This window comes from Vibrio sp. QJM3NY_35, from assembly GCF_057785915.1.
Genome location: NZ_CM173508.1, coordinates 906066 through 929765, shown reverse-complemented (window position 1 = coordinate 929765; position 23700 = coordinate 906066). Strand labels below are relative to the sequence as shown.

At 45.1% G+C, this 23700-nt stretch carries 22 protein-coding genes; 10 read left to right on the top strand and 12 right to left on the bottom strand.

Annotation, left to right across the window (positions count from 1 at the left end):
- The first annotated feature begins 31 nt into the window (after positions 1 to 31).
- The 4 genes from AC3CH3_RS19565 to glpD all read left to right on the top strand — a co-directional run bounded on the left by AC3CH3_RS19565 (position 32) and on the right by glpD (position 5374).
- Positions 32 to 886, top strand: a complete 855-nt coding sequence (locus AC3CH3_RS19565; RefSeq protein WP_488539058.1) for an MIP/aquaporin family protein — start codon at positions 32 to 34, stop codon at positions 884 to 886.
- Between the two features lie 59 nt (positions 887 to 945).
- Positions 946 to 2466, top strand: a complete 1521-nt coding sequence (gene glpK, locus AC3CH3_RS19560) for a glycerol kinase GlpK (RefSeq protein ID WP_102478795.1) — start codon at positions 946 to 948, stop codon at positions 2464 to 2466.
- 292 nt (positions 2467 to 2758) lie between these two features.
- Positions 2759 to 3544: a DeoR/GlpR family transcriptional regulator gene (locus tag AC3CH3_RS19555; RefSeq protein WP_004732237.1), complete on the top strand. Its 786-nt coding sequence runs from the start codon at positions 2759 to 2761 to the stop codon at positions 3542 to 3544.
- A 270-nt stretch (positions 3545 to 3814) separates the two neighbouring features.
- Entirely contained in the window at positions 3815 to 5374 is a 1560-nt protein-coding gene (gene glpD / locus AC3CH3_RS19550) for a glycerol-3-phosphate dehydrogenase (protein ID WP_488539057.1), read from the top strand.
- Positions 5375 to 5636: 262 nt separating this feature from the next.
- Here glpD and AC3CH3_RS19545 read toward each other — a convergent pair whose 3' ends face one another.
- From AC3CH3_RS19545 to AC3CH3_RS19505, 9 genes are all read right to left on the bottom strand, one after another.
- The gene (locus tag AC3CH3_RS19545; protein ID WP_017067743.1) at positions 5637 to 5873 is read right to left on the bottom strand and encodes an HP1242/YdcH family protein; all 237 of its coding nucleotides are present in this window, start codon (positions 5871 to 5873) and stop codon (positions 5637 to 5639) included.
- A 221-nt stretch (positions 5874 to 6094) separates the two neighbouring features.
- The gene (locus tag AC3CH3_RS19540) at positions 6095 to 6217 is read right to left on the bottom strand and encodes a hypothetical protein (RefSeq protein WP_277815630.1); all 123 of its coding nucleotides are present in this window, start codon (positions 6215 to 6217) and stop codon (positions 6095 to 6097) included.
- Between the two features lie 237 nt (positions 6218 to 6454).
- Complete coding sequence (locus AC3CH3_RS19535; protein WP_019827052.1) at positions 6455 to 7150, bottom strand: aspartate/glutamate racemase family protein; 696 nt, start codon at positions 7148 to 7150, stop codon at positions 6455 to 6457.
- A gap of 161 nt (positions 7151 to 7311) precedes the next feature.
- Positions 7312 to 8295, bottom strand: a complete 984-nt coding sequence (locus AC3CH3_RS19530; RefSeq protein WP_488539056.1) for an HAD family hydrolase — start codon at positions 8293 to 8295, stop codon at positions 7312 to 7314.
- 151 nt (positions 8296 to 8446) lie between these two features.
- On the bottom strand, positions 8447 to 9691 hold the full coding sequence (locus AC3CH3_RS19525; protein WP_488539055.1) for an NADH:flavin oxidoreductase/NADH oxidase family protein: 1245 nt from the start codon (positions 9689 to 9691) through the stop codon (positions 8447 to 8449).
- A 175-nt stretch (positions 9692 to 9866) separates the two neighbouring features.
- The gene (locus tag AC3CH3_RS19520; RefSeq protein WP_488539054.1) at positions 9867 to 11297 is read right to left on the bottom strand and encodes a DUF1254 domain-containing protein; all 1431 of its coding nucleotides are present in this window, start codon (positions 11295 to 11297) and stop codon (positions 9867 to 9869) included.
- A gap of 72 nt (positions 11298 to 11369) precedes the next feature.
- On the bottom strand, positions 11370 to 12908 hold the full coding sequence (locus tag AC3CH3_RS19515; RefSeq protein WP_488539053.1) for a sulfatase-like hydrolase/transferase: 1539 nt from the start codon (positions 12906 to 12908) through the stop codon (positions 11370 to 11372).
- Positions 12909 to 13094: 186 nt separating this feature from the next.
- The gene (locus AC3CH3_RS19510) at positions 13095 to 13991 is read right to left on the bottom strand and encodes a LysR family transcriptional regulator (protein ID WP_019827058.1); all 897 of its coding nucleotides are present in this window, start codon (positions 13989 to 13991) and stop codon (positions 13095 to 13097) included.
- A 17-nt stretch (positions 13992 to 14008) separates the two neighbouring features.
- The gene (locus tag AC3CH3_RS19505; protein WP_488539052.1) at positions 14009 to 15160 is read right to left on the bottom strand and encodes an anaerobic sulfatase maturase; all 1152 of its coding nucleotides are present in this window, start codon (positions 15158 to 15160) and stop codon (positions 14009 to 14011) included.
- A 242-nt stretch (positions 15161 to 15402) separates the two neighbouring features.
- Here AC3CH3_RS19505 and AC3CH3_RS19500 point away from each other — a divergent pair, with 242 nt between their 5' ends.
- From AC3CH3_RS19500 to nfsA, 3 genes are all read left to right on the top strand, one after another.
- Positions 15403 to 16803 carry a DUF1254 domain-containing protein gene (locus AC3CH3_RS19500; RefSeq protein ID WP_488539051.1) on the top strand — a complete coding sequence of 467 codons (1401 nt, stop codon included), beginning with the start codon at positions 15403 to 15405 and terminating at the stop codon, positions 16801 to 16803.
- Positions 16804 to 16935: 132 nt separating this feature from the next.
- On the top strand, positions 16936 to 18048 hold the full coding sequence (locus AC3CH3_RS19495; RefSeq protein ID WP_488539050.1) for an OmpP1/FadL family transporter: 1113 nt from the start codon (positions 16936 to 16938) through the stop codon (positions 18046 to 18048).
- A gap of 124 nt (positions 18049 to 18172) precedes the next feature.
- Entirely contained in the window at positions 18173 to 18895 is a 723-nt protein-coding gene (gene nfsA, locus AC3CH3_RS19490) for an oxygen-insensitive NADPH nitroreductase (RefSeq protein WP_488539049.1), read from the top strand.
- Between the two features lie 81 nt (positions 18896 to 18976).
- Here nfsA and AC3CH3_RS19485 read toward each other — a convergent pair whose 3' ends face one another.
- Both AC3CH3_RS19485 and AC3CH3_RS19480 read right to left on the bottom strand, forming a co-directional pair.
- Entirely contained in the window at positions 18977 to 20506 is a 1530-nt protein-coding gene (locus AC3CH3_RS19485; RefSeq protein WP_488539048.1) for a phospholipase D family protein, read from the bottom strand.
- Between the two features lie 207 nt (positions 20507 to 20713).
- Positions 20714 to 21283 (bottom strand): TetR/AcrR family transcriptional regulator, encoded by a 570-nt coding sequence (locus AC3CH3_RS19480; RefSeq protein WP_019827069.1) that lies wholly within the window; start codon positions 21281 to 21283, stop codon positions 20714 to 20716.
- Positions 21284 to 21343: 60 nt separating this feature from the next.
- Between AC3CH3_RS19480 and AC3CH3_RS19475 the strand changes: the two genes are divergently transcribed.
- The 3 genes from AC3CH3_RS19475 (at position 21344) to AC3CH3_RS19465 (ending at position 22688) form a co-directional block, all read left to right on the top strand.
- A complete protein-coding gene (locus tag AC3CH3_RS19475; RefSeq protein ID WP_488539047.1) occupies positions 21344 to 21910 on the top strand; it encodes a dihydrofolate reductase family protein in 567 nt (188 codons plus the stop codon).
- A 139-nt stretch (positions 21911 to 22049) separates the two neighbouring features.
- Positions 22050 to 22190 carry a hypothetical protein gene (locus tag AC3CH3_RS19470; RefSeq protein WP_488539100.1) on the top strand — a complete coding sequence of 47 codons (141 nt, stop codon included), beginning with the start codon at positions 22050 to 22052 and terminating at the stop codon, positions 22188 to 22190.
- Positions 22191 to 22397: 207 nt separating this feature from the next.
- Positions 22398 to 22688 carry a putative quinol monooxygenase gene (locus AC3CH3_RS19465; protein ID WP_017062386.1) on the top strand — a complete coding sequence of 97 codons (291 nt, stop codon included), beginning with the start codon at positions 22398 to 22400 and terminating at the stop codon, positions 22686 to 22688.
- Between the two features lie 120 nt (positions 22689 to 22808).
- Here AC3CH3_RS19465 and AC3CH3_RS19460 read toward each other — a convergent pair whose 3' ends face one another.
- Complete coding sequence (locus tag AC3CH3_RS19460; RefSeq protein ID WP_488539046.1) at positions 22809 to 23690, bottom strand: LysR substrate-binding domain-containing protein; 882 nt, start codon at positions 23688 to 23690, stop codon at positions 22809 to 22811.
- Positions 23691 to 23700 lie beyond the last annotated feature (10 nt).

The window sequence follows — 23700 nt, the reverse complement described above, 5'->3', positions numbered from 1 at the left end:
CTAGATAAGCAAAACTAAAAAGGACTCGAACATGACAACAAATAAACACCCTTCTTTATTTGGGCAATGCCTAGCCGAATTTATCGGCACCGGATTGCTCATATTTTTTGGCGTTGGCTGTGTGGCTGCACTGGTATTAACTGGTGCAACATTCGGACAATGGGAAGTGAGTATCATCTGGGGCTTCGGTGTTGCAATCGCAATTTACTGTACCGCTGGCGTTTCAGGTGCACACATCAACCCGGCTGTGACAATCGCTCTGGCAATGTTCCATGGCTTTGATAAAGCAAAAGTACTGCCTTACATCATCTCGCAACTGCTTGGCGCTTTCTGCTCTGCGGCATTGGTTTATAGCCTGTACAGCAACCTATTTACTGACTACGAAATTGCACACAACTTCGTTCGTAGCAGCCAAGACGCACTATCAACTGCTGGTATCTTCTCGACTTACCCACATGCTTCACTCTCTTTCTTCGGCGCTTTTGCTGTGGAATTCGTGATTACTGCAGTGTTAATGTTTGCCATCTTAGCGTTGGGCGACGAGAACAACGGCGCATCTCGCGGTGCGATGAACCCTCTACTAATCGGCGTTCTTATCGCGGTTATTGGTGGCTCTTTAGGTCCACTGACGGGCTTTGCAATGAATCCAGCTCGTGACTTCGGACCAAAACTGTTCGCTTACTTCGCTGGTTGGGATTTCGCACTAACAGGTGCTCGTGATATTCCTTACTTCATCGTTCCAATCCTTGCTCCAATTGCTGGCGCATGTTTTGGTGGTTGGTTGTACCCACGCGTTATCGGTGCTTACCTACCCGTTGAAGGCCAAGGCTGCACCATTCCAAACCAATGTGAAACAGAACAAGAAGCTGAACAAGCTCAAGCTTAATCACTAAGCGCCCCTACATTTACTAAAATATAAATAACAAAAGAAAAAGGATTCTTACCATGACCGAGCAAAAATACATTGTTGCCCTAGACCAAGGCACTACAAGTTCTCGCGCTGTAATCCTCGACCACGATGCAAACATCGTTAGCTCTTCTCAAAGAGAATTCACTCAGATTTACCCGAAAGCGGGTTGGGTTGAGCACGACCCAATGGAAATCTGGGCAACTCAAAGCTCTACATTGGTTGAAGCACTCGCTAAAGCAGGCATTCGCAGCGACGAGCTAGCGGGTATTGGTATCACTAACCAACGTGAAACCACTATTGTTTGGAACAAAGAAACTGGCAAACCGGTTTACAACGCAATCGTATGGCAGTGTCGCCGTACAGCAGATATCTGTGAAGACCTTAAGGCGCGTGGCCTAGAAGACTACGTACGTGACAATACAGGTTTAGTCCTTGACCCGTATTTCTCAGGTACAAAAGTAAAATGGATTCTAGACAACGTTGAAGGCGCTCGCGAAGACGCTGAAGCTGGCAAACTACTGTTCGGTACGGTTGATACTTGGTTGGTTTGGAAGATGACTCAAGGACGTGTTCACGTTACGGATTACACTAACGCGTCACGTACTATGTTGTTCAACATCAACGACCTATGTTGGGATCAAAAGCTCCTTGATGAGATGGGTATCCCGTCATCAATGATGCCAGAAGTGAAGCGTTCTTCTGAGGTTTACGGTCAAACGAACCTTGGTGGTAAAGGCGGTACTCGTATTCCAATCGCGGGTATTGCGGGTGACCAACAAGCGGCACTTTACGGTCAAATGTGTGTAGAAGCAGGCCAAGCTAAGAACACTTACGGCACGGGTTGTTTCCTTCTAATGAACACGGGCCAAGAGAAAGTCACATCGAAAAACGGCCTTCTAACCACACTGGCATGTGGTCCTAAAGGCGAACCTGCATACGCACTGGAAGGTGCAGTATTCATGGGCGGCGCATCAATCCAATGGCTACGTGATGAAATGAAACTACTGGCTGGCGCAGAAGACTCTGAGTACTTCGCAACCAAAGTAGACTCTTCAAACGGCGTTTACGTGGTTCCTGCATTTACTGGCCTAGGCGCGCCATACTGGGATGCTTATGCTCGCGGTACGATTGTCGGCCTAACTCGTGGTGTTAACTCTAACCACATCATCCGTGCAACGCTGGAAGGTATTGCTTACCAAACTCGTGACGTACTAGATGCAATGCAAGCGGACTCGGGCATCAAGCTAGCGAAACTACGTGTTGATGGCGGTGCAGTAGCGAATAACTTCCTAATGCAATTCCAATCAGACGTGCTGGATACTGAAGTTCACCGTCCTGAAGTAACAGAAGTAACGGCTCTGGGTGCCGCTTACCTTGCTGGCCTAGCGGTTGGTTTCTGGGACAGCATTGACGAGCTTCAAGACAAAGCCGTTCTTAACCGCACCTTCATGCCACACCACGACGAAGAGAAACGTAACCGCCGTTACAAAGGCTGGAAGCGTGCAATCAAGTGTGCACAGGTTTGGTCTGAGCTGCACGATGACGACGAAGAGTAATACTGAGTATTCAGCTCATCGTTAATCATTAATCGTTGACCTAGGAACTCGAGCAATCTCATTAATTAGATTGCTCGAACCTCAGTAAACGAAACTAAAAAGAGCACAATTTTGTGCTCTTTTTTGCGTTTCAGGCTCAAATTCCACGTTTTGACCAGCGTTTTTGCGGTTTAGACATGATTCCTTACCATCATTACTTCTCTCTTTTCATCAATTCGAGCACAATAGCGTGAGTTTATATTTTCGATTTTGACGCGCTATAGCCCTTTGCGCGCAGGGAGTGGTAAGTTAAGTGAAGCAGATACCAAGACACCAGCAGATTGTAGATCTGGTAAAAACACAAGGATATGTGAGCACCGAAGAGCTCGTTGAAAAGTTCGATGTCAGCCCACAAACCATCAGACGAGACCTCAATGAACTGGCCGATAGCAACAAGATTCGTCGCTATCATGGTGGTGCAACCATTCCTTTAAGCTCGGAAAACACCTCTTATAACACGCGTAAAGCGCTTAACTTCAACGAAAAAGACGTGATTGCAGACGAACTGGTTAAGCACATCCCAGATGGTGCAACCCTGTTCGTTGATATCGGCACCACGCCAGAATCGGTGGCACGTGCGCTCAATAAAAATCACAAACAATTACGAGTTGTCACCAACAACATTAACGTTGCCAGCATCCTTCTGCCGAACCCAGAGATAAAGGTTATCTTGGCGGGTGGCGAAGTGAGAAACCGTGATGGCGGTATTGTTGGCGAAGCGACACTCGATTTTGTAAAGCAGTTCCGCCTTGATTTCGGTATTTTGGGCATCAGCGGCATCGACTTTGATGGCTCACTGCTCGATTTTGATTACCACGAAGTTCGTGTGAAACAAGCCATCATCGAAAACAGTCGCAGCATCTTCTTAGCCGTCGACCACACTAAGTTTGGCCGTAATGCGATGGTTAAGCTTGGTAACATCTCCCAGGCGCACATGGTGTTTACTAATAAACAACCACCGGAAGAGATTCTCAACATCCTTAAAGATTCAGCAATACCATTAGAAGTGATCGATACCGCTCGTCCTGTGAGCGAATAACTCAACATAAGTGCTCAGTGAAGCCATTTTCTTAAACGAATCACGATTCTTTATAGAAAAGTTAAAAAAGTAAAACTTGCTCACTACCAGTGTCGCTTCTATGCTCGAATTAGATTTATTTGAACCTCTGCTTTCATAAGCAGAGGTTTTTTTATGTCCAAATCACATAAAACGCGCATAAACGAAAATAATAAATGACCGTAAACGAAAGTTAAGATAGGATTCACTTATGTTCTAAAATGCTCGTTCGCTCAGCAAGAGGTCAAAACCATGAGTGCTCAACAAAATAATTCAAACAACAGTACATCTTCCACTTTAGACTTGATCGTGATCGGCGGCGGCATCAATGGTGCTGGCATCGCGGCAGATGCAGCAGGTCGTGGTCTCAACGTTGGCTTATACGAAGCAAATGATTTCGCGTCTGCGACGTCTTCTGCTAGCTCAAAGCTAATCCACGGTGGCTTACGTTACCTTGAACATTACGAATTTCGTTTGGTTTCGGAAGCACTCGCTGAACGCGAAGTCTTGTTAAGAAAAGCGCCTCATGTTGCTCAACCAATGCGTTTCCGTTTACCTCATCGACCATTTTTACGCCCAGCTTGGATGATTCGCTGTGGCCTATTCCTTTACGATAACTTGGGTAAGCGCACCACTCTTCCTGGAAGTAAGACAGTCAACCTAGCGAAATCAGGCCTACTGAAACCAGAAATGAAGACCGGTTTCGAATACTCAGATTGCTGGGTTGATGATGCGCGAATGGTATTGCTCAACGTGTTGGCAGCAAAAGAAAACAACGCAGAAGTACGTAACTACTGCCGTGTTGAGAAAGCCCACCGTGAAGGTGGTATTTGGCACGTAACGATCCTTGATGTGATGACAAACCAACGCTTTGAACGTAAGGCGAAAGCGCTCGTTAACGCAGCTGGCCCTTGGGTTAAGCAGTTCTTCGATGATGGATTAGAGCAGGCTTCGCCTCGTAATATTCGTTTGATCAAAGGTTCACACATTGTTGTGCCACGTATTCACGACGAACCACAAGCGTACATTCTGCAAAACAAAGACAATCGCATTGTGTTCATGATCCCTTACCTAGATAAGTTCTCGATCATCGGTACTACCGACCTTGAATACAAAGGCGACCCTCGTAAAGTGGCCATTGATGATGTCGAAGTGGATTACTTGATTGATATCGTTAACCAACACTTTGTGAAACAACTTGGTCGTGAAGACGTGGTTTGGACATACAGTGGCGTAAGACCACTTTGTGACGATGAATCTGATTCACCACAAGCGATCACTCGTGATTACACGTTGGAATTAGACGCAGAGCTGGATCAAGCACCACTGCTTTCGATCTTCGGTGGCAAACTAACCACTTACCGTAAGCTAGGCGAAGCTGCACTTAAGAAGCTTGAGCCACACCTAAGCAACATGGGCGCACCATGGACAGCCAACGACACACTTCCAGGTGGTAACTTTAGCTGCAGCAGAGAGCAACTTGCGAAGATGATCCACACTAAATACCCATGGGCCTCTGAAGCGTTATTGCTTCGCTATGTGACTCAGTTTGGTACTTACACGTGGAAACTACTGGAAGGCGCAAACAGCGAAGCTGACCTTGGCAACCAATTCTCAAGCGAAGCCCATGGCGTTTATCAAGTTGAAATCGATTACTTGATCAATGAAGAGATGGCGATGACCGACGAAGACATCTTGTGGCGCAGAACCAAGCTTGGCCTGTACATGAGCGAATCAGAGCAGCAAGAAGTGACAAATTACCTGAAAGAGAAGCTACAAAGTAAAGTAGTTAGCTTTTCTCAAGTAGGCTAAATCCAACTAGCGTAAACATGGTTCAAGAACATAGTTAACAATCAAGCTTAGCGTCCCCCGCGCTAAGCTTTTTTTATATCCACCCTATTAACAAAACCTTAGTGCTAATTGAGTTTGCCTATATCTACGGTTTATTGTATCCAAATATTCTTATGCGTTGAGATAGAGACTGGAACGCAGAAACGAAAAAAACTCCCGAAGGAGTTTTTATCGTCTAAATCTGTAAATCGCCATTAAGCTAATCAGCAAAATTACCAGCTCACTAGCCCGTTAAACGAGCGTGCAGTGCATCTTTCAGTACAGAACGATCATGTTTCAGTTGGTGCATCGAGCCGTCATCAATGGGTGAATCTTTCAACTCAAGCTTACGAATCTCTTTATCAAGGTTGTCGTACGTCTTCATGTCTGCTGCAAAGCCATCGTCAGTTTTAACAAGCTCAGCAATTTTATCTTTCATTTCCGGAAATTCGTGAACAAGAGAGTGATTTTCACCTAGCATAGAAACCTCTTAAGTTGAGTAAAGTGATTGGTATTACGCATTCATTATTAACCTTAGCAAGGGAGTCAAATAACAAATAAGATCCAGTACACAGCATAGAACATAAAACAACCAACCTAATATTCACAAGCACATGAACATCAAATCCAATCACCATTTAAGCAATAAAAAAGCTCTGTAAAACTACAGAGCTCGATTAAATACTCACAGGCAAGGTTGAGTTAACTACTACACCCTTGAGTATGAACTCGGTTCATGTCGTCACCGACTTGTGCTTCTTGAGACCCTGTCGACTGGCATCCTGCCAAGAATAATAGCGTTACAGATAAGATAAGCCATTTCATAATAAATCCTCTTTTTGTCATGACTAAAGCATAGTATTTAAAGGCGCAGACACCTCAGCCATTAACTAAAACCTTACCTGCCGATAAAGCCTTGGTTAATGAAAAAGGCACCGCTTCATTAATTAACGACCTGTCTTCGTGCAAAAAACTTTCACTCAACTGAATCAAAATCGCACAAAGTAAAAGAAGAACAGCTGTGGAGCCATGACGAGGATTTAAAAAATGAGTCGCTATAAGCTAGTCACTCGTTGCCAAACGCACTGCCGCTTCTGCATGAATGGCTGTGGTATCAAACAGGGGAACATCAGTGTGTTGTTGCTGAATCAGCAGGGCGATTTCAGTGCATCCCAGAATCACAGCCTCTGCACCTTGGTGAGTTAACTTATCAATAATTTGACGATATACATCTCGAGAGGCTTCTTTTACTTGGCCTCGACACAACTCTTGGTAAATGATGTTGTGCACTTTCTCTCGGTCATCCTCATCCGGGATTACAACATCGATACCGAATTTGTTAGTCAGGCGTCCTTTATAGAAATTTTGTTCCATCGTGAAAGCCGTGCCGAGTAATCCGACTTTCTTCACTCCCTGTTCAAGCAGCTTCTGCGCTGTGGTATCAGCGATGTGCAAGATAGGAATCGTGATCTTCTCTTCGATCTCAGGAACGACCTTATGCATGGTATTGGTACAAATCAGAATGAAATCAGCGCCGCCCTTCTCTACCGACAAAGCCGCGTCCGATAAGATATCTGCAGTCTCCGCCCAACGACCTTGATGTTGAAGCTTTTCTATCTCATCGAAGTTCACGCTGTACATACAAACCTTTGCAGAATTGAGCCCACCAAGGGTCGCTTTAACGCCCTCGTTGATGGACTTGTAGTAACTCACTGTCGACTCCCAACTCATGCCACCAAGCAATCCGATCGTTTTCATTTTTCTATTCCTTCAATTTCTGACTATCCCGATTAAAGCGCCATGCGTTGAAAATTTATAGTACGTTCTTGCTTAAAATGAGACGAAGCCTTCGCTATTTCGCAAAAAAGCTCGAATAAAAATCCGAGCTTTTGTTGTTTTGACTAAGGGTAAGCTAGGCGTTAGTACACCTCGCACCAATCTGATTTCATGTCTATCAGTGTCCAATCCTCTCTGGAATTCGCCTCATCTAGCGCTTTATCAAGCTTGCCAACGTGAGACTCACGATCGTACTGCCACTCGCGCTCAGCATCAGTGTGATGAACAATCATCGCCATTGAGTTGGGTTGGCTCGTTGCCCATTGCATCATAGCTTGGTCACCGTCTGAGTTACCGACCGCTAAAATCGGCTTCTTACCGATAATGTGTTGAATATTGGTGACCTTTCCGGCTTTGTCATCAATGGTCAAAATGGACGAATCTTTGGTAACAGTCGGTTTGCCATCGTTGTAGCTGTACTTGTATTTAAGCGCGCTGCCGATGATCTGTTCTGTAGGAATGTTGTAAGCTTGCGGAGCCCACGCTCTCATGAAATCAACGCCTCCGCCCGACACAATGTAAGTCTTAAAGTCATTCTCTTGCAGGTAGGTCAGCATCTCTTTCATTGGCTGATAAGTAAGGTCTGTGTAGGCTTTATTGAAGCGCTCGTCTTTTGCTGCCGCTAGCCATTGCTCAACGTCTTGCTGGTATTGTTCAACAGTCATACCAGAATGTGTCGCCATGATGATTTTCAATAACCCTTCTTCACCGCTGCCCAAAACGCTCTCAATATCATCTTCAAGCACAAACTTAAACGGTGCTTCTGTTTTCCATTCCGGGTGCTCTGGCGCCATCTCTTTTACACGGTCCAACGCAAATGCCAATTGGAAGTAGTAAGGCTTTTCCGACCAAAGCGTACCGTCGTTATCAAATACGGCAATGCGATCTTGAACCGCTACGAACGTATCAGATTGCGCTTTGGTGGCTTGCCCAACAAAGTCGACGATAGCGGATTTGCTCTCGCTATCTTTCCAAGAGGGCAGCAAATTGGGGTCACAATCTTTAGCAAAAGATGAGAACGAGAGACTAGATAAAATCGCAAAGGACAAAAGGGTTATTTTCTTCATAGCAACTACCATGTTGTTGAATTATTTGTGGGGTTTAATTCAATTCATCCTAGTTGGTCTATTCTGATTTTCCACTTATGGGCACTATAACCAATGTTTATGTTGTCGTTAGATTAGGGCCTCAAAGTTCTGCTTTTTAGTTCGTTACGGCTTACGCTCTGCGCTTTTTGAAAGCGTGCCAGCCAGCGCTGAAAATTGTTTTTAATACCACGCTTAATGCGCTTAATTTTGGGTCGGCATTTTTGCCAGAGGCGATACGCCACATCTGATGTTCATACCAAACCAGCCCAACCATCGCCATCTTGTCTAATGCTGGTTTACCTGTAGTTGGCACAGTTAGCGGCATGCCGTGGCTAGGGTTTTCAATTAACTTGTTGGGGAAATCAGGATCAACCGCCATTGTTCGCGCAATACCAATAAAATCGGTTGCCGAAGTGTTTAAGGCTTCATTCATTGCTTGCGCAGTTCGAAAGCCACCCGTGACCACCAGCGGCGTGCTCACAAGCTTTCTCGCCTTAACCATGTAATCCATAAAATACGCTTCACGTTTTACGGTGCTGGTCTTGATTGGTTCAGTTTTGCTTTTCGACCCCATCATTGATGGGCTTTCATAGGTGCCACCGGAGATCTCAATCAGGTCGATACCGTTATCACTCAGTGTTTGCACAACCTGCATCGACTCTTCTTCAGTGAAGCCACCTTTCATGAAGTCAGCACTGTTGAGCTTAATCCCGACAGGGAAATCGTCACCGACCTCTTTTCGAATCGCGCGATAAACCTCAAGTACAAAACGAAGTCTGTTTTCAAGTGATCCACCCCATTTGTCTTGGCGTTGATTGTGCCTCGAAGATAAAAACTGACTTACAAGATAACCATGAGCACCGTGGATCTGCACACCAGTAAAACCCGCTTGTTTTGAAAGCTTTGCACTCAGCGCGAATTTATCAATGATTGCGATTATTTCCTTCTCAGTCAGAGCTCGTGGCGTATTAAAGCCTTTTTCTAATCCACGCTCTAAAGAGATAGCCGAAGGAGCAACCGGGCTATCGCATAAGAACTTAGGAATTTGCTTACCAGGATGATTCAGTTGCATCCATATCTGAGAGTCATTCTGTGTTCCGGCACTCGCCCACTCACGAAATACGGTTAAGTCACTGTGTTCATCCAACACAACGTTTTTAGGTTCACCAAGTGCGCCTCTATCGACCATCACGTTGCCCGTCATGGATAGGCCAATTCCTCCTTGAGCCCAACGCTGGTAAAGCGTGACTAAACCTTGCTTAGGATTATGGTGTTTATCACCTAGCTGTTCACTCATTGCCGATTTGAACAGGCGATTTTTGATCACTTGGCCATTAGGAAGAGAAAAAGGGTCGTTGAGGCAAATTGGATTCATGCGCGTGGTTACTTTCTTGGTCTATATATTGCGTCCAGTATGCCCTATTTTATCCGACACTTCTGAGCATTTAACGCCTATTTCGAAGCAAGTTTCGTTCAATAAAAAATGCCAGCGGCATAGCAGCTGGCATTAATCGATTATAAACAAAACCTTAAACAGGCAGTTTAAGTCATCACTTTATCGTGGATTTTTTGACCTTAGTAAATGGAGTCGATTTCCATTTATCTGTTCTTACCTCTTCACCGGGCGTGTACATGCGTAACACTGAATACCATTGGTGATCGGGGATAGGTAAAAAGTTAGGCTCATCTTCATGCCCTTTTACATCACTACTCATGTAAATGGTGTAACTCCCATCAGCATTGGGCGTTAACGTTCTGTCTCCACGAGAATGACGATTTAAGTCATTTTGCTCCATCAATCGAGTTTCACCACTGTAGGCAGTGTATGACCAAAAACCACCCTCCTCTAGCGGTGGCGCATCGAAGGTCACCGTGTAATCATATTTTCCGCCATCGAGCGCACCACCTTCACTATCAAAGAAGTCACCGCTATACATAGTGTGCTTCGCAGGCAGCCCCCATTGACCCATTAACGTACCGTAGGCGTGTTGAAAGCTTGGAACCTTTGTCATTTCATCACGAGTACCTAGTACGTCACGTGAATCATCAAAGCCCGCATTAATGATTCGTTCTAGCCCCTCTTTTTGGCCAGACTCGATCATACGAAGCTGCTCTGCCGTAAATGGATTACTGACTTTGCCTAAATCAGAGACACCTAAACCAAGTTGCTTAAATTGCTCAAGAAGCTTTTGATCATGGACCTTCATCGTTCCTTCAGACAAGATAAAATTGGTTCGCTCGACCCAATTAGAGTCTTCAGGATCAGGATATTCGCGAACAACGGGATCTGGACCTTTCTGACCTAAGTATTCCGACAACGTCCTAATATTCCATTGATCCATTAACTTTTGAGCAGTTGCAGAATCGTCACCGCCAAGATCCATGATTCGACCCATCATCTTGACCAGAGGGTGCTCAACATAAATGACTTGGTCGACACTTGCAGGAACTTCACCTTTCCATCCTTCAACCGCATACATGAAACTGCCGCCTTTTGTGCCGCGTTGCGGTGAACCAAATGCAGAGTCGGTGAAGTGTTGCATGTTCATAGTGTGGAAAAGCCAGTATCGATTGTCATCGTGATCTGGGATGGTGATGATCACAGGCTCAGCGCCAAGATCCATCCAACCCATCAAGTGTAATGTGTCATTGTTAATCGTAGGATGTGCAGTGTAAGTGTCGTCAGCAAGTATTCGAATATTTTGGAATCGATTCAATGGGTAGTCTTGCTCAACAACGGTTTTGTAAAAGTATTTGTAGGCTTCATCTATCGAGTACGCGTACTCGTAGGCAAGTTGTGCCAATAGCTGATTATCCTTTTTGAGCGACGCTAAACTCGCCATCTCAACGGGTAGAGTTTCCGTCTTGATCCCAATAGCTGAGCTCGTCGCGTCCACGGATTGGCTAGCTAGTACCGTAGACGGAAGTGCAACCATGAAAGCACAAACCAGTGCTGCCGTAAGTATGTTTTTTTTCATCATTTAATGTCCCAACTAAAAGCAATATGTAAGGTGCGCTTGTTACAGCACACCTTGTATTAGTCGTATTTGGCATTAGTCAGTAGCGACTGACTTGTCTGCCATACCTATACCACCGGCTTTTTGTCTTGGTGGAAACGCTTTTAGAGATTTTTGATACTCCGCCGCCGCTTTTTGCAGCTTTGGTAATACCCAAGATTTCTCTTTCATCCATAGGAACCAACCACGGGTATCAGGGCTACGCTCGTAAGGATCAGCCTTGATGTTGATGAGCATCCCTAGTGGCCACTCTTCAGGAGGCGCAATCCACTCCGTTTTGGTTTTTAGGTGCACTTTCCAATCATCAACACGGAACGCATTCAGGTCTTGTTCGTTGTAGAAGAAGAATTCATGACGCTGGCTTGGCTCGCCTTTGGTCAACATATCCAGTTGGTTGTAGCCATCAAGGTGAGCTTGGTACTGTTGACCATTAAGCTCTTTACCCTTCAGCAGGTCTTGCTTAAGCTCGGTGTCACCCACAGCAGCCATGATGGTTGGTACCCAGTCTTCAGATGTCATGAAGCCATCGGTGTATTCACCTTGAGGAATTTTATCTGGCCAGCTAACCAGCATTGGTACACGGAATCCGCCATCCCAAGTCGTACCCTTTTGTCCTCTGAATGAGGCAGAGCCAGAGTCCGGCCAGTGATCTAGGTTTACGCCATTGTCAGACGTAAAGAGAATGATGGTGTTGTCAATTTCGCCCAAGTCTTCAAGCTTGTCGAGCAGCACACCGATCTGGTCATCAAGTTCGATCAAGCCATCGTAGTAGGTGTTGATTTGGCTCGCGCCTTGATACTCAGGACGCACGTGTGTTTTTTGGTGCATACGCGTTGGGTTGTACCACATGAAGTAAGGTTGTTCGTCTTTCTCAGCTTCATGCTTATCAAGCCAGTTCATGGCAAAGTCTAAGAACTCACCATCGATTGTCTGCATACGCTTCGCACCGAGCGTGCCTTTGTCTTCAATGGTCTGTTTACCGACAACACCAAACCTTGGATCTTCTTTCATATCCGCCGTCTCAGTTGCCACGGTGTGAAGCACATTACGAGGACGACTTCTGAAGTTAGGGTCTTTAGGAAATTCTGGCTGTTCTGGCATTTCCATCACGTTAAGGTGATAAAGGAAACCGAAGAATTCATCAAAGCCGTGCACTGTTGGAAGGTGGCTATTATTGTCGCCTAAGTGACTTTTACCGACGTGGACAGTCGCATAGCCTTTGTCCTTCAACATTTCAGCTAGGGTTGGATCTTCTTTTTGAAGGCCAATGGATGAGCCCGGCTGGCCAACAGACGTTAAGCCCGTTCGGAATGGATATTGCCCCGTGATAAAGGCAGAGCGCCCTGCAGTCGAGCTGCCTTGTGCATAGTAATCACTGATCATCATGCCGCGATCAGCAATTCGGTCAATGTTCGGCGTATCCACCGCCCCTAAGCCACGGTGGTAGGCTGAGAGATCGGTTGGGCTCACATCATCGAGCATGATGGCAACCACATTGGGTTGGCTCGCTGCATGTACATTAACGCTCGCCAGCACAGAGAGCGCCAGAGCGGATTTAACAAAAGACTTATACATTTATAACCCTCATTGACTATGAGTAAATCGCTGAAGTCACATGGGAAATTGTGTCTATCTCAGCGAACCGTTGTTGAAATAAATGGTATAAGAAAGACGCTAAAAATAGCTTGATAGCCACTATTACGATTCTTAATAGTGGCTTGTTAGAAAAGGGCGTTATTTAGAGGAAATAATGCCGTGAAGCTAAGACTGAATGATCGATGTGATTTCTTTCTGCAGCCAATCGGTGAACGGGTTATTGCGGTTTGCTTGATGAGTAAACAGTGCCAATTCTCGACGATACGTGTCTTTCAACAGTTCCGGCGGTAAATCGATACAGCGATAAGAATCATCAAGTAAATAACGACATTTCGACGATGTCACATAGATGAAGTCGCTGTCCTTAACGATCTCTAGCATCAAATTCATATTGTTGCTTCTGAGCCCGATGTGTTTATCTAGGTCGTATTTTTTGATTAACATTTCAGTCTTTGATGGCTGAATGTAACCAGGGATCATATTGATACAGAGCGGGTACTTCAGAATATCTTCAAGGGCATTGCCTTGAACTGGGTGATCAGCCCTTAGCACCAGCATAAACTTATCAAAGCCAACAGGCCGCTCAGTCAGCGTTTTATTGACTTCCATAGGAAGATAACTCACTCCCCAGCACATGCGATTGGTCTCTAGAGACTGGACGCCATTGCCTAACCAAGGTGAACATTGGAAAGTGACTTGCGGTGCTTCTTTGGTGAGCTTTTTGATTAATGGCACACCCACTGGAATCAACAATGGAGAAGGCAACATGATTTGAACCTCCCCTCTTAAATCTTCCAAGCCCCACTCATCATTGGGTATGTAAAGGTTATCTAGCTGCTCTAATAACAGAGGCAAGGTTTCGATGAGCTTCAAGCATTTTGGGGTGGGTTCAAGCCTTGCTTTATCTCTAACAAACAATTCATCATCAAATTGTTCTCTGAGCTTACGAAGCATGACACTGATCGTCGGCTGACTTACGTTTAAGGCTTTTGCTGCGCTTACCGTTTGGCGAGTTTCATTGAGCACCAAAATAAGCCGCAGTAAGTTTAGATCTCTGGTCATGCCCGACTCCAAGTTATTTAGAAAAGTGGGAAGTACGCTGGCGAATACCCTTTTTTCATCGCTTCTACCATTGGCAATAATTTGGGTAATGCGTGACGAAAAAACATCTCATACCCTTGGCACAAATGATTCATCGCGCTGCCATCTTCGGTTGTTGCTATTCTATTCTTAGGGCAGCCACCTTGGCAAAGCTCAACAAAATCACAACCTCGACAAGTGCTGTTCAGTTCATGATATTTGTTGGTGCCAAACGCTATTTGTTCAGGTGAACTCGCCATGGTTGCAAGCTTATCACTATTCACAGTACCCAGTTGATGATCTTGGTACCCATAATGGTCACAACTGTAAACATTGCCGTCATGCTCAACCATTAATTGCTGTCCACAAGTCGCGCTGTGATGACACATTTGGCTTTGGTAACCCATCAACACCATTAAACAATTTTCAAAAAACTGGATATACACTTTACCGACATCATTGGCGCTCCAAGCATCAAACAAATCACAAAGAAACTGTCCCCATTGCTCACCGGTTAGCGACCAGTCGTGCCCTGTTCGCCTGTCCAATTCATGATCGATACAAGGCTGAAATTGCATATAACCACTGCCATTTTCAACCAAAAATTGATAGATCGTTTTGCCGTGTTTGTAGGTTTTATTATTCACGACCGTTAACGTATTAAACTCAACGTTGTGCTTTTTTAGATAAGACATCCCACGCATTGTGCGTTCAAAAGACGACTGACCATTTTTATCGATCCGAGCGATATCATTCAGAATGTTGGGGCCATCGATACTGATGCCCATCATGAAATTGTGTTTAGCAAAGAAGTTCGCCCAGCGATCGTTAATCATGGTTCCATTGGTCTGCATCGTATTCACGACACGCTTTTCCGTCGCTTTGCTTGCCTGTGCTTTCATTGCCGTTTCATAGAAATCGAGCCCTCTTAACATGGGCTCGCCACCATGCCAGATAAAGTCCACTTGCTGAGCTTTCATTGGCTGCGCGTCGATATGAGCACCGACAACTTGCTCCATCATGTCCAGAGACATCGAAGACCTTTTGTCGCCATCTTGTCTATTGAGGTAATAGCAGTAGCTACAATCCAGATTGCACTGAGCCCCTTCGGCTTTAATGAATAAGCTAAAAGGATGAGTTGATGTATTCATATTGATTCCCGTACTTTTTTGTCAACATATCAACCGCAAATCAATCAAACAATAGCGCCTCAGTCGCCCTATTAACACACGCTATACAAGCGCCTTTCTACTTCAAAAAAACATCAAACAAAGCAATGAGTTAAATAACAAAAATAGCGTATTAACATCCTTAATATCGGCTATTACACTCCTTAATCTCACTTACTCATATGATAAATGCCTAACTCTGTTCCTACGATCTAAGGTGTTCCATGAGAAAGCTGCTCTATAAGAAAAGTGTACTGACCAGTTTAGTGTGTTCTTTGTCCAGTATTATCGCGATGCCATCCCTTGCCCAACAATCTATTAATCCTGAAGAAGAGCTCGCTTACAACTTAGGTGTTCAAGCGTTTATCTACGGTACGGGTCCATTAACCGTGGCGGCGGTTAGGCAAACAACCACATCGGTTGACGCGCCGATGGACAACGCCATGGCACCATTGAATGAGATGGGTAAAACACGTGTTCTATCTGGGCCTCAGGATAGAATTGTGCCTACTGTCAACAACGATACGCTCTACTCACAAGCTCACTACGATCTCGATTTATCTGGCCCGATGGTGATTGATATTCCTCGCACCGATAACCGTTACTACATTGTTCAGTTATTAGATGCGTACTCTGATTCAATTGAAGATCTGCACGTGAAGAATGTCGGAGACCAAGGTTCAAAAGTGCTTTTGGTCAACAAAGGATGGGCTGGTGAAGTGCCTGAAGGAATTGATCGTGTCGTGGAGTCTCGAACTCCTATGGTTTGGTTAATTCAACGAACAGGCGTGTTTGGCGAACAAGATCTTAATGACGCGTTGGTTACTCACGATAAATTCCTCAGCTACCCACTCGATCAACTCGGCGCAGAGCATGACATCGTAGAACTCAAAGCTTCGACAGGTCGCATCCCACCCATGGCTAGGCCTGAAGGGTTAGAGTGGTATTCGCTAATTGACCGTGAACTACGTAAAAATCCAATTCCAGAAGATGCCGCCATCGTTGATCAATTCCAACAAATTGGTATTGGAGGATCGACCCCCTTTGACCCTGAAGCGCTAACTTCAGCACAGAAAAAAGGGCTAATGCGCGCGATTGAGTCTTCACAACAGATCATTCAATACGCAGGTCGAAGCATCGGTGATGTCAATAATGGCTGGTCGATGATGTACGAGGGAGGCCGTTACGGAAATGATTATCTAAGCCGAGCGAGCATCAATATGCGTGCGGCTGGTTTGAATGTGCCAGAGCGAGCTCTTTATCCAAACCGATACACGGACTCAAATGGCAAGCAACTGTCGGGACACAATCAATATCGAATGACCATGCCTGCCGATGCACCCGCTGACGCCTTTTGGTCATTGACTATGTACGATGCTGAAAACTTGTTCATGGTTGAGAACTTCATTCAACGCTACTCCATTTCAACCAATCGTAAGGATGAACTGAAATACGCAGAAGACGGCACCTTGCCAATATGCATTCAATACGCAAAACCAACCGATCCTACGTGTAACTGGCTGCCTGCACCTCAAGATGACTTCTATCTTCACATGCGTCTGTATGAACCGACTCAAGCCGTTCTCGACAATAAATATCCGCTTCCACAAGTTGAAAAACTCTAGCCTCAATTAGGGTTAATTAAGTCAATTGCCACTGTGTTCTTAGTGTCCACTCGTGGCAATTCATTCCGTCCCTAAATACATAACTCAAACTGCTAGCAACATAACTCATACACTGAAAATAAGGTTCTATTCTTGAAAACACCTTTCATCACACTGTCTTTTTTAGTAACAGGGATAGTCAGCTCTCTTGCTCACGCGGGAGGGTTAAATCTATCTCAGATTGCGACTACCAAAAGCGTTGGCACAGCAGGCGCAGGAAACGTAACCGCGAACGATGCATCCGCAGTGATCACCAACGCTGCGGGGTTATCGGCCATTGAAGAAAGCGCTTGGATTCTCGGTGTTCAATACCTCGATGTTGAAACCACTTTTGTCCGTGACGATAACTCGGCTTCGACCACAGGAAGCAGCGCGGATGTTCTCCCTCACCTGTCTTACGCATCAAGGCTCAATGACCAATGGGTCGTTGGCGCAGCATTGCACGCAGCTGGCGGCACTGGCGTTGAATACTCACACGGCGTTGGCGCGCACCCTGCTTTATTGATCAAAGAAAATAGCATTTCCGCACTCAACTTAACGTCCTCATTGTCGTATCAAGTTAGCGAACAACTGTCTCTTGGTGGTTCTTTGATATTGCAGCACGCAGCACTTGAAACTCAAGCTTTGAACGGGCGCGAACTTCAAGGAGATAGCCTTGACCTAGGGTTCGGCCTGAGTCTCAATCACCACATCAGTGACAACACACAATTGGGTGTCAGTTATCAGGGCCAATTTGATCACGACCTTTCCCTTGATAACGCCAACGCTTTTGGAATTAGCTCCGAACTGACATGGGTTCGAAGCTTAAACTTAGGGTTGAAGCATTCATTAAATGAAGACTTAAACCTTCTACTCAGCTCCAACATCGAAACATGGCAAGATTATGATGACAAATACTCAACCACCTATTCTCTTGGGGTTGGTGTGGAATACACATATGAGGATTGGTTGCTGTACAGTGGATTGAGCGGTGACACGAGCCCTGTAAGCAGTCAAAACAGGGATGTGTTACTCCCGATCGATAAACAGTGGCGTATCGGATTCGGCGCTGAGAAGAAGATATCCAATGACTTACATCTAGGGTTGAGTTACCAATACCAAGATTTAGGTCATGGTGAAATTAATGCTGACTCAGGACTATTTCAGCCTTCTGGCAGCTACTCGACCAACAGAGTTCACTTCATCACTTTATCTCTTCGCCATTAATGCGAACTTTTGATTCCAGGAATATCATACCGCTAAACAGAAAGGCTCTAACACCCTTTACGCTTATGGCAATTGTCGTTATTGTGATTCTCTACGTCATCATCACAAGGACTGCCTGAGACTTATGAACAGCACGATTGAAACCATTCTGGGGCACCGCTCCATTCGTCAATATACAAATCAACCGATTGAAAAAGCACAACTTGATATAATTATTCAGGCTGGTCTCGCGGCTTCATCATCGAGCTTACTGCAGGCTGTTTCTATTGTGAGAGTGACAGACACAGAGAAGCGCAAGTTGCTAGCTGAATACGCAGGCAATCAAGCTTACGTTGAGAACGCGGCAGAATTTTTGGTGTTCTGTATCGACTATCAACGTCATGCTCAGATTAACCCTGAAGTAAAAACCGACTTTACCGAGCTGACTCTGATTGGCGCAGTTGATTCTGGCATCATGGCGCAAAACTGCATGCTGGCTGCTGAGTCATTAGACTTAGGTGGCGTATACATTGGCGGGCTGCGTAACAGCGCACAACAAGTCGATGAACTATTAGAACTACCGCAACACACCGCCGTGTTATTCGGAATGTGCTTAGGTCACCCGGCACAACAACCAGAAGTTAAGCCTCGCCTTCCTGCTCACGTAGTAATGCACGAAAACCAATATCAACCGCTGAGCCTAGATGAAATTGCCAGCTACGACGATTCAATGCAAAGCTACTACGCGAACCGCTCAAGTAATCAAAAGCAGAGCAGTTGGTCACAACAGATCACACAGAAGTTGTCTGGCGAATCTCGCCCACACATTCTGCCTTACTTGAACAGTAAACAACTGACCAAGCGTTAAGCGATTACAGAAAACAGCAGCACAAACAAAAATGTCAGCGTACGATACGCTGACATTTTTGTTTATCCGGAGCCAATTTGCTTACAGATATTTCTCGATCGGCAACAACTGTAGGAAACCTGACTGCATTCGTTCCCATTTACCTGTTTCAGGTTCACTGTCCCAACTTTGTTCACCGGAATACCAATACACATCACCGTCTTGAAGCTCTAAGCGCCAACTGTTGTCTTCGCTCATCGCTTGTTCGATGGTTTCAGCCAGTGTTTCAGCAATCTCTTTATTCTCGATGATCAAAACTGATTCTGTATTGAGGTAGGTAGAACGTAAGTTAAAGTTAAATGAGCCTATGCTTGCAATGCTACGGTCAAATACGACTGACTTTGCATGCAAGCCGTAGGCAGTCTCAGGCGCACATTTAGACACATCATGAGTCGATGCTTCACAAAGCTTCGATTCTGGTTTTAGCTCAAACAAGTCGATGCCGTGATCCAACATATCGTAACGTCTACCTGCATAAGCAGAGTGGTTGGTCACCAAATCATTAGAGGCCATTGAATTGGTCAGTGCCTTTATCTCAACACCCTTGTTATTCAATACTTGCCACTCATCAAACTGACCATCATCGAATACAAGGTAAGCCGATTCCAACAAGATCTCTTGTTTCGATTCGCTGGCTAGTTGCCCTAACAGAACGGCCGTTGCTTTGGGTTCATTGGTATTGTCTGAATCGACAGGCACAGGGCGATCGTACGCGAAACTGGCATTAACCCAAGTCATCTCACTGAGTGCCTTTTTCAACAGGCTATCTGCTGCTTCACTATTTAATGGTAATTCAGGGTAGTTTTTGTATTGTGGAACGGTGATATCATCAATATTTGAAAGATCCGGTTGTTCTTCGTCACCCAACATATCGACAGGGTAAGACCAACGGCTGTCCCAATATTCAATAAAACTGGTTTGGATCGTGGTAACGACAGTGCCCATCACCAACACGTCACGATCTCGGAAGTTGATCTCGTCAGAAAGGTCGAAATATTCATCACCTATATTACGCCCGCCAACTACAGACAAGGTACCATCTACAGTAAACGACTTGTTATGCATACGGCGGTTTAAGCGAGAGAAGTCGCCAAGGAAACTTAGCCATTTACTGAAGCCACGGCGTGTAGGTGTTGGATTGAATATTCTAATCTCAACATTCGGGTGTGCATCCAATGCCGATAATAACCCTTCACGCTCATTGAGGTTGATATCATCTAGCATCACCCGCACCTTAACGCCGCGATCAGCCGCTGCTAATAAACGGCTGGCTAGGTATCTGCCCGATTCGTCAGAGTTCCAAATGTAGTATTGAATATCAATGGTGTGCTCTGCACTTTCAACTAATGCCAATCGCTGCGCTAAAGCATCCCAACCGGATTCTTGTAAACGAACAGCGCTAGTCGCTTGCTCTGATACGGGTTGATATTCGTCCGCTAAAACCGATAAAGTGCTTGGTCCATAAGAGGGGTAAGGTTCTGCGGGATGGTCGATGCCTTCAGGTAGCGAAGAACAGCCGCCAAGAATAGCGACGAATAATAAGGTTAAGCTGATGCGTTGGAGCACAGGCATGTGTCTGACTTCCTTTTCACGATAACGTCTTTAGAAACTCTCCCGACAGCTTTGCGACTCACAAGCTGTTCAGGGCTATTCATTGATTATTACTGCTAAAGCCTGAGATTTATAGGTAATTATCCAGTATAAGCAAAACTTAGCGACTTCATCGTAGGGAACAGAGCACCAAAGTCCCCAATTTACACATCAATCTTTGCTACAAGATCACGATGATTTCAATTGCTCGATAGCCAAACAATAGAGAGCTAGCGGCTTTCTCACCATATCAACCGTAATCTCTGTTCTGTCTGGGTTACAGTTCAATGCAAGTGCATAACCGTGTAAATAGTCCACCAGTAAATGAAGCGCATCTTCGGTTTGTTCTGATGTGATATTCAGCGGATTCACTACCGCGGCAAAGCGCTCACCAAACACCTCGACAGGCCCAAGCGATTTCATCGTCAGCAAAGTTTCTAATAGCCCACGGTAGTCGTTCAACACCGACAGGTAGCTCACGCTAAGCTGATAAAGGTTCTCTTGCCACACTTGGTTATGCTCAGGCAGTGCCACTTCACCTACTAATGAAACAGTGATCGACTCCAATAGATCATTTTTGTTTTTGAAGTAATGGTATATCGCCATCGCATCGACGCCGAGCTCTGTGGCTAACCCTCTGATACTCGGCACTTTACCACGTTCCCGCATCATGCTCTTTGCCGTATCTAAGATCTTTTCTGCACTTAGTTGGCTTGATCCACTCTTTGGTCGACCTCGCTTTTGATCCTTGACAGTCATAACACCACCTCTTAAACTTAATTTCTACACTGTAGAATATTTTAATTTAATACAACGTAAATGCCAAGTTCCAGTTCAATTTCGGAGTTAACAATGTCAAATATTGTCTTTATCGGTACTAGTCTTGATGGTTTTATTGCAGACAAACAAGGTGGTCTCGATTGGCTACAAGCCATCCCAAATCCAGAGGGTGATGACATGGGGTACAACGCCCATATCGACCGTATTGATGCTTTGGTAATGGGCCGAAATACAATGGAAGTGGTGCTGAGCTTCGGTATTGATTGGCCTTACACAAAACCTGTTTATGTATTGAGCAACACGTTGACGGAAGTACCTAAAGAGGTTGAAGGTAAAGTGTTCTTGATAAAGGGTGAACTCACCCAGATCATCGAAGACCTCAACAGCAAAGGCCTCAAAAATCTGTATATTGATGGCGGCGTGACCATTCAAAACTTCCTGAAAGAAGACTTGATTGATGAGCTGATCATCTCGACGATTCCGATCGTTCTTGGTGGTGGTTCTCCATTATTTGGTGACTTAGTCTCTCCTCTCAGCTTTACACTGAAAGGTGTCACGACTTACCTTGATCAAATCGTAACTACTCATTATTTACGTAAGCGTTAAACTAATCTCCATATAAAGGGAATGTAACGATCAACACTGAAAACAATGTTCACGCTGCATAACCTTTATAGCCCCTACTAAAAACTCCACTAAAGTAGTACCATTTATCGTATCTCATTCTTAATGGTATCTAGGTCTTATGAAGCTTTTAGTCGATCGCACTGGTGAACAGTTTTTAGAAATTCTGGAAGAATCAGGAGACAAACTGACGGTTCAGTTCATTACCAAGGAAGAGCTCGATAACATTGACGATTTTGATGCGTGGGCGGGCGGTTTTTAAACACTCTTTACCTACGCCGAGTAGCACATAATTCCTAAGTTATTATCAATTATTTTTTGAAAATAATTCAAATGTAGCACTGTTTATCGTTTCAAATATTCCTACTATTATTTATCCATCGACACAGACTGCAGCTCAATGAACAAAGAGTGGCGCTGTATACACAGACAAATCACCATTTCGGTGAAAAATAATATAGGTACGAACATGACGCAACTAACTATCGTCGCAAACATCGTCGCTAACGAAGACAAAATTGAATTGGTTAAAGCAGAGCTGCTAAAGCTGATTGATATTACTCGCGCTGAAGAAGGTTGCATCAACTACGACCTTCACCAAGATAATGAAAACCCAGCACATTTCACTTTCTACGAAAACTGGACGTCTCGTGAACTTTGGCAAACACACATGGGTAATACTCACCTTGCTGAATACATGGCAGCTACCGAAGGCAGTGTTACGTCATTTACACTTAACGAGATGACTAAGATCGCTTAAGTACAGTTTCATAGTCTGTTACTAGAAATCACACTGACAAGCTATCGAATTCGATTTCAAAGCCCCGCTGCACGTCAGCGGAGCTTTTTCATTTAAGCGGATATCGTCAGTCTGCCTTAGTTAGAGCTTCAAACGGGGCTGAATAAAGTCAATAAACGCCGAGATACGTTTAGAGACCGATGACGACTTGTAGTAAACCGCATTCACTCGCTCTCGGTCTGTGTTGGCAAGTTTGTCTTGTTCCAGAATAGGGATTAGCCGACCCGCAGCCATATCTTCCTGCACCATAAACCCCGATAAACAAGCTATCCCATTTCCAGCTAATACCAGTTGACGCACCGTTTCACCATTGCTGGCTGTCACAGTCGGCGCGACATCACTTTGGTTTGGTAAAGGCCAATGGTTAAGCACTTTGTTACCCGCAAATCCCACAATTTGATGCGAGCTCAAATCTTCAGGTTTGGTGGGTAGCCCACGCTTAGCGAGATAATCAGGTGACGCCACAATATGGAGTAAGCTTTTGCCTAACGGGCGAGCGTGCAGTGTTGAATCGGACAGCTTACCGATTCGAATCGCAACATCAGTTCTCTTTTCCAGAAGATCAACGAAGCCTTCGTTGGAAGTGAGTTCCAATTCAATGTCTGGGTAAGCCTCTTTGAATGACTGCACCAACGGCACTAACTGGTGAAATACGAATGGACTGGCGGCATCGACTCTTAAACGACCTTTTGGCAACTCACCGCGCGACACGATTTCTTCTTCCGCGCTCTGGATTATCTGTAATCCCACCCTGACTGAATCGACAAACTGCCGCCCTTCCTCCGTCAATTCCACGCGTCTCGTTGTTCGGTTGAATATTGAGACACCGAGTTGCGACTCAACCTTACTCACCGAACGAGATACCTTGGCGACCTGCACATCCAACGCCTCTGCCGCCGCAGAAAAACCACCAGCATCGACCACGGTGAGTACCATTTCTAAATCATCTGAACGGGTTAACATGAGGCTCCTT

Bases quoted from the DNA above. Each gene is read 5' to 3' on its own strand.
- AC3CH3_RS19520 (WP_488539054.1), bottom strand. From the start codon at position 11,297: ATGATGAAAAAAAACATACTTACGGCAGCACTGGTTTGTGCTTTCATG.
- AC3CH3_RS19545 (WP_017067743.1), bottom strand. From the start codon at position 5,873: ATGCTAGGTGAAAATCACTCTCTTGTTCACGAATTTCCGGAAATGAAA.
- glpD (WP_488539057.1), top strand. From the start codon at position 3,815: ATGAGTGCTCAACAAAATAATTCAAACAACAGTACATCTTCCACTTTA.
- AC3CH3_RS19530 (WP_488539056.1), bottom strand. From the start codon at position 8,295: ATGAAGAAAATAACCCTTTTGTCCTTTGCGATTTTATCTAGTCTCTCG.
- AC3CH3_RS19470 (WP_488539100.1), top strand. From the start codon at position 22,050: ATGAAGCTTTTAGTCGATCGCACTGGTGAACAGTTTTTAGAAATTCTG.
- AC3CH3_RS19535 (WP_019827052.1), bottom strand. From the start codon at position 7,150: ATGAAAACGATCGGATTGCTTGGTGGCATGAGTTGGGAGTCGACAGTG.
- AC3CH3_RS19460 (WP_488539046.1), bottom strand. From the start codon at position 23,690: ATGTTAACCCGTTCAGATGATTTAGAAATGGTACTCACCGTGGTCGAT.
- AC3CH3_RS19540 (WP_277815630.1), bottom strand. From the start codon at position 6,217: ATGAAATGGCTTATCTTATCTGTAACGCTATTATTCTTGGCAGGATGC.
- glpK (WP_102478795.1), top strand. From the start codon at position 946: ATGACCGAGCAAAAATACATTGTTGCCCTAGACCAAGGCACTACAAGT.
- AC3CH3_RS19465 (WP_017062386.1), top strand. From the start codon at position 22,398: ATGACGCAACTAACTATCGTCGCAAACATCGTCGCTAACGAAGACAAA.
- nfsA (WP_488539049.1), top strand. From the start codon at position 18,173: ATGAACAGCACGATTGAAACCATTCTGGGGCACCGCTCCATTCGTCAA.
- AC3CH3_RS19480 (WP_019827069.1), bottom strand. From the start codon at position 21,283: ATGACTGTCAAGGATCAAAAGCGAGGTCGACCAAAGAGTGGATCAAGC.
- AC3CH3_RS19485 (WP_488539048.1), bottom strand. From the start codon at position 20,506: ATGCCTGTGCTCCAACGCATCAGCTTAACCTTATTATTCGTCGCTATT.
- AC3CH3_RS19505 (WP_488539052.1), bottom strand. From the start codon at position 15,160: ATGAATACATCAACTCATCCTTTTAGCTTATTCATTAAAGCCGAAGGG.
- AC3CH3_RS19500 (WP_488539051.1), top strand. From the start codon at position 15,403: ATGAGAAAGCTGCTCTATAAGAAAAGTGTACTGACCAGTTTAGTGTGT.
- AC3CH3_RS19515 (WP_488539053.1), bottom strand. From the start codon at position 12,908: ATGTATAAGTCTTTTGTTAAATCCGCTCTGGCGCTCTCTGTGCTGGCG.
- AC3CH3_RS19565 (WP_488539058.1), top strand. From the start codon at position 32: ATGACAACAAATAAACACCCTTCTTTATTTGGGCAATGCCTAGCCGAA.
- AC3CH3_RS19475 (WP_488539047.1), top strand. From the start codon at position 21,344: ATGCCAAGTTCCAGTTCAATTTCGGAGTTAACAATGTCAAATATTGTC.
- AC3CH3_RS19510 (WP_019827058.1), bottom strand. From the start codon at position 13,991: ATGACCAGAGATCTAAACTTACTGCGGCTTATTTTGGTGCTCAATGAA.
- AC3CH3_RS19525 (WP_488539055.1), bottom strand. From the start codon at position 9,691: ATGAATCCAATTTGCCTCAACGACCCTTTTTCTCTTCCTAATGGCCAA.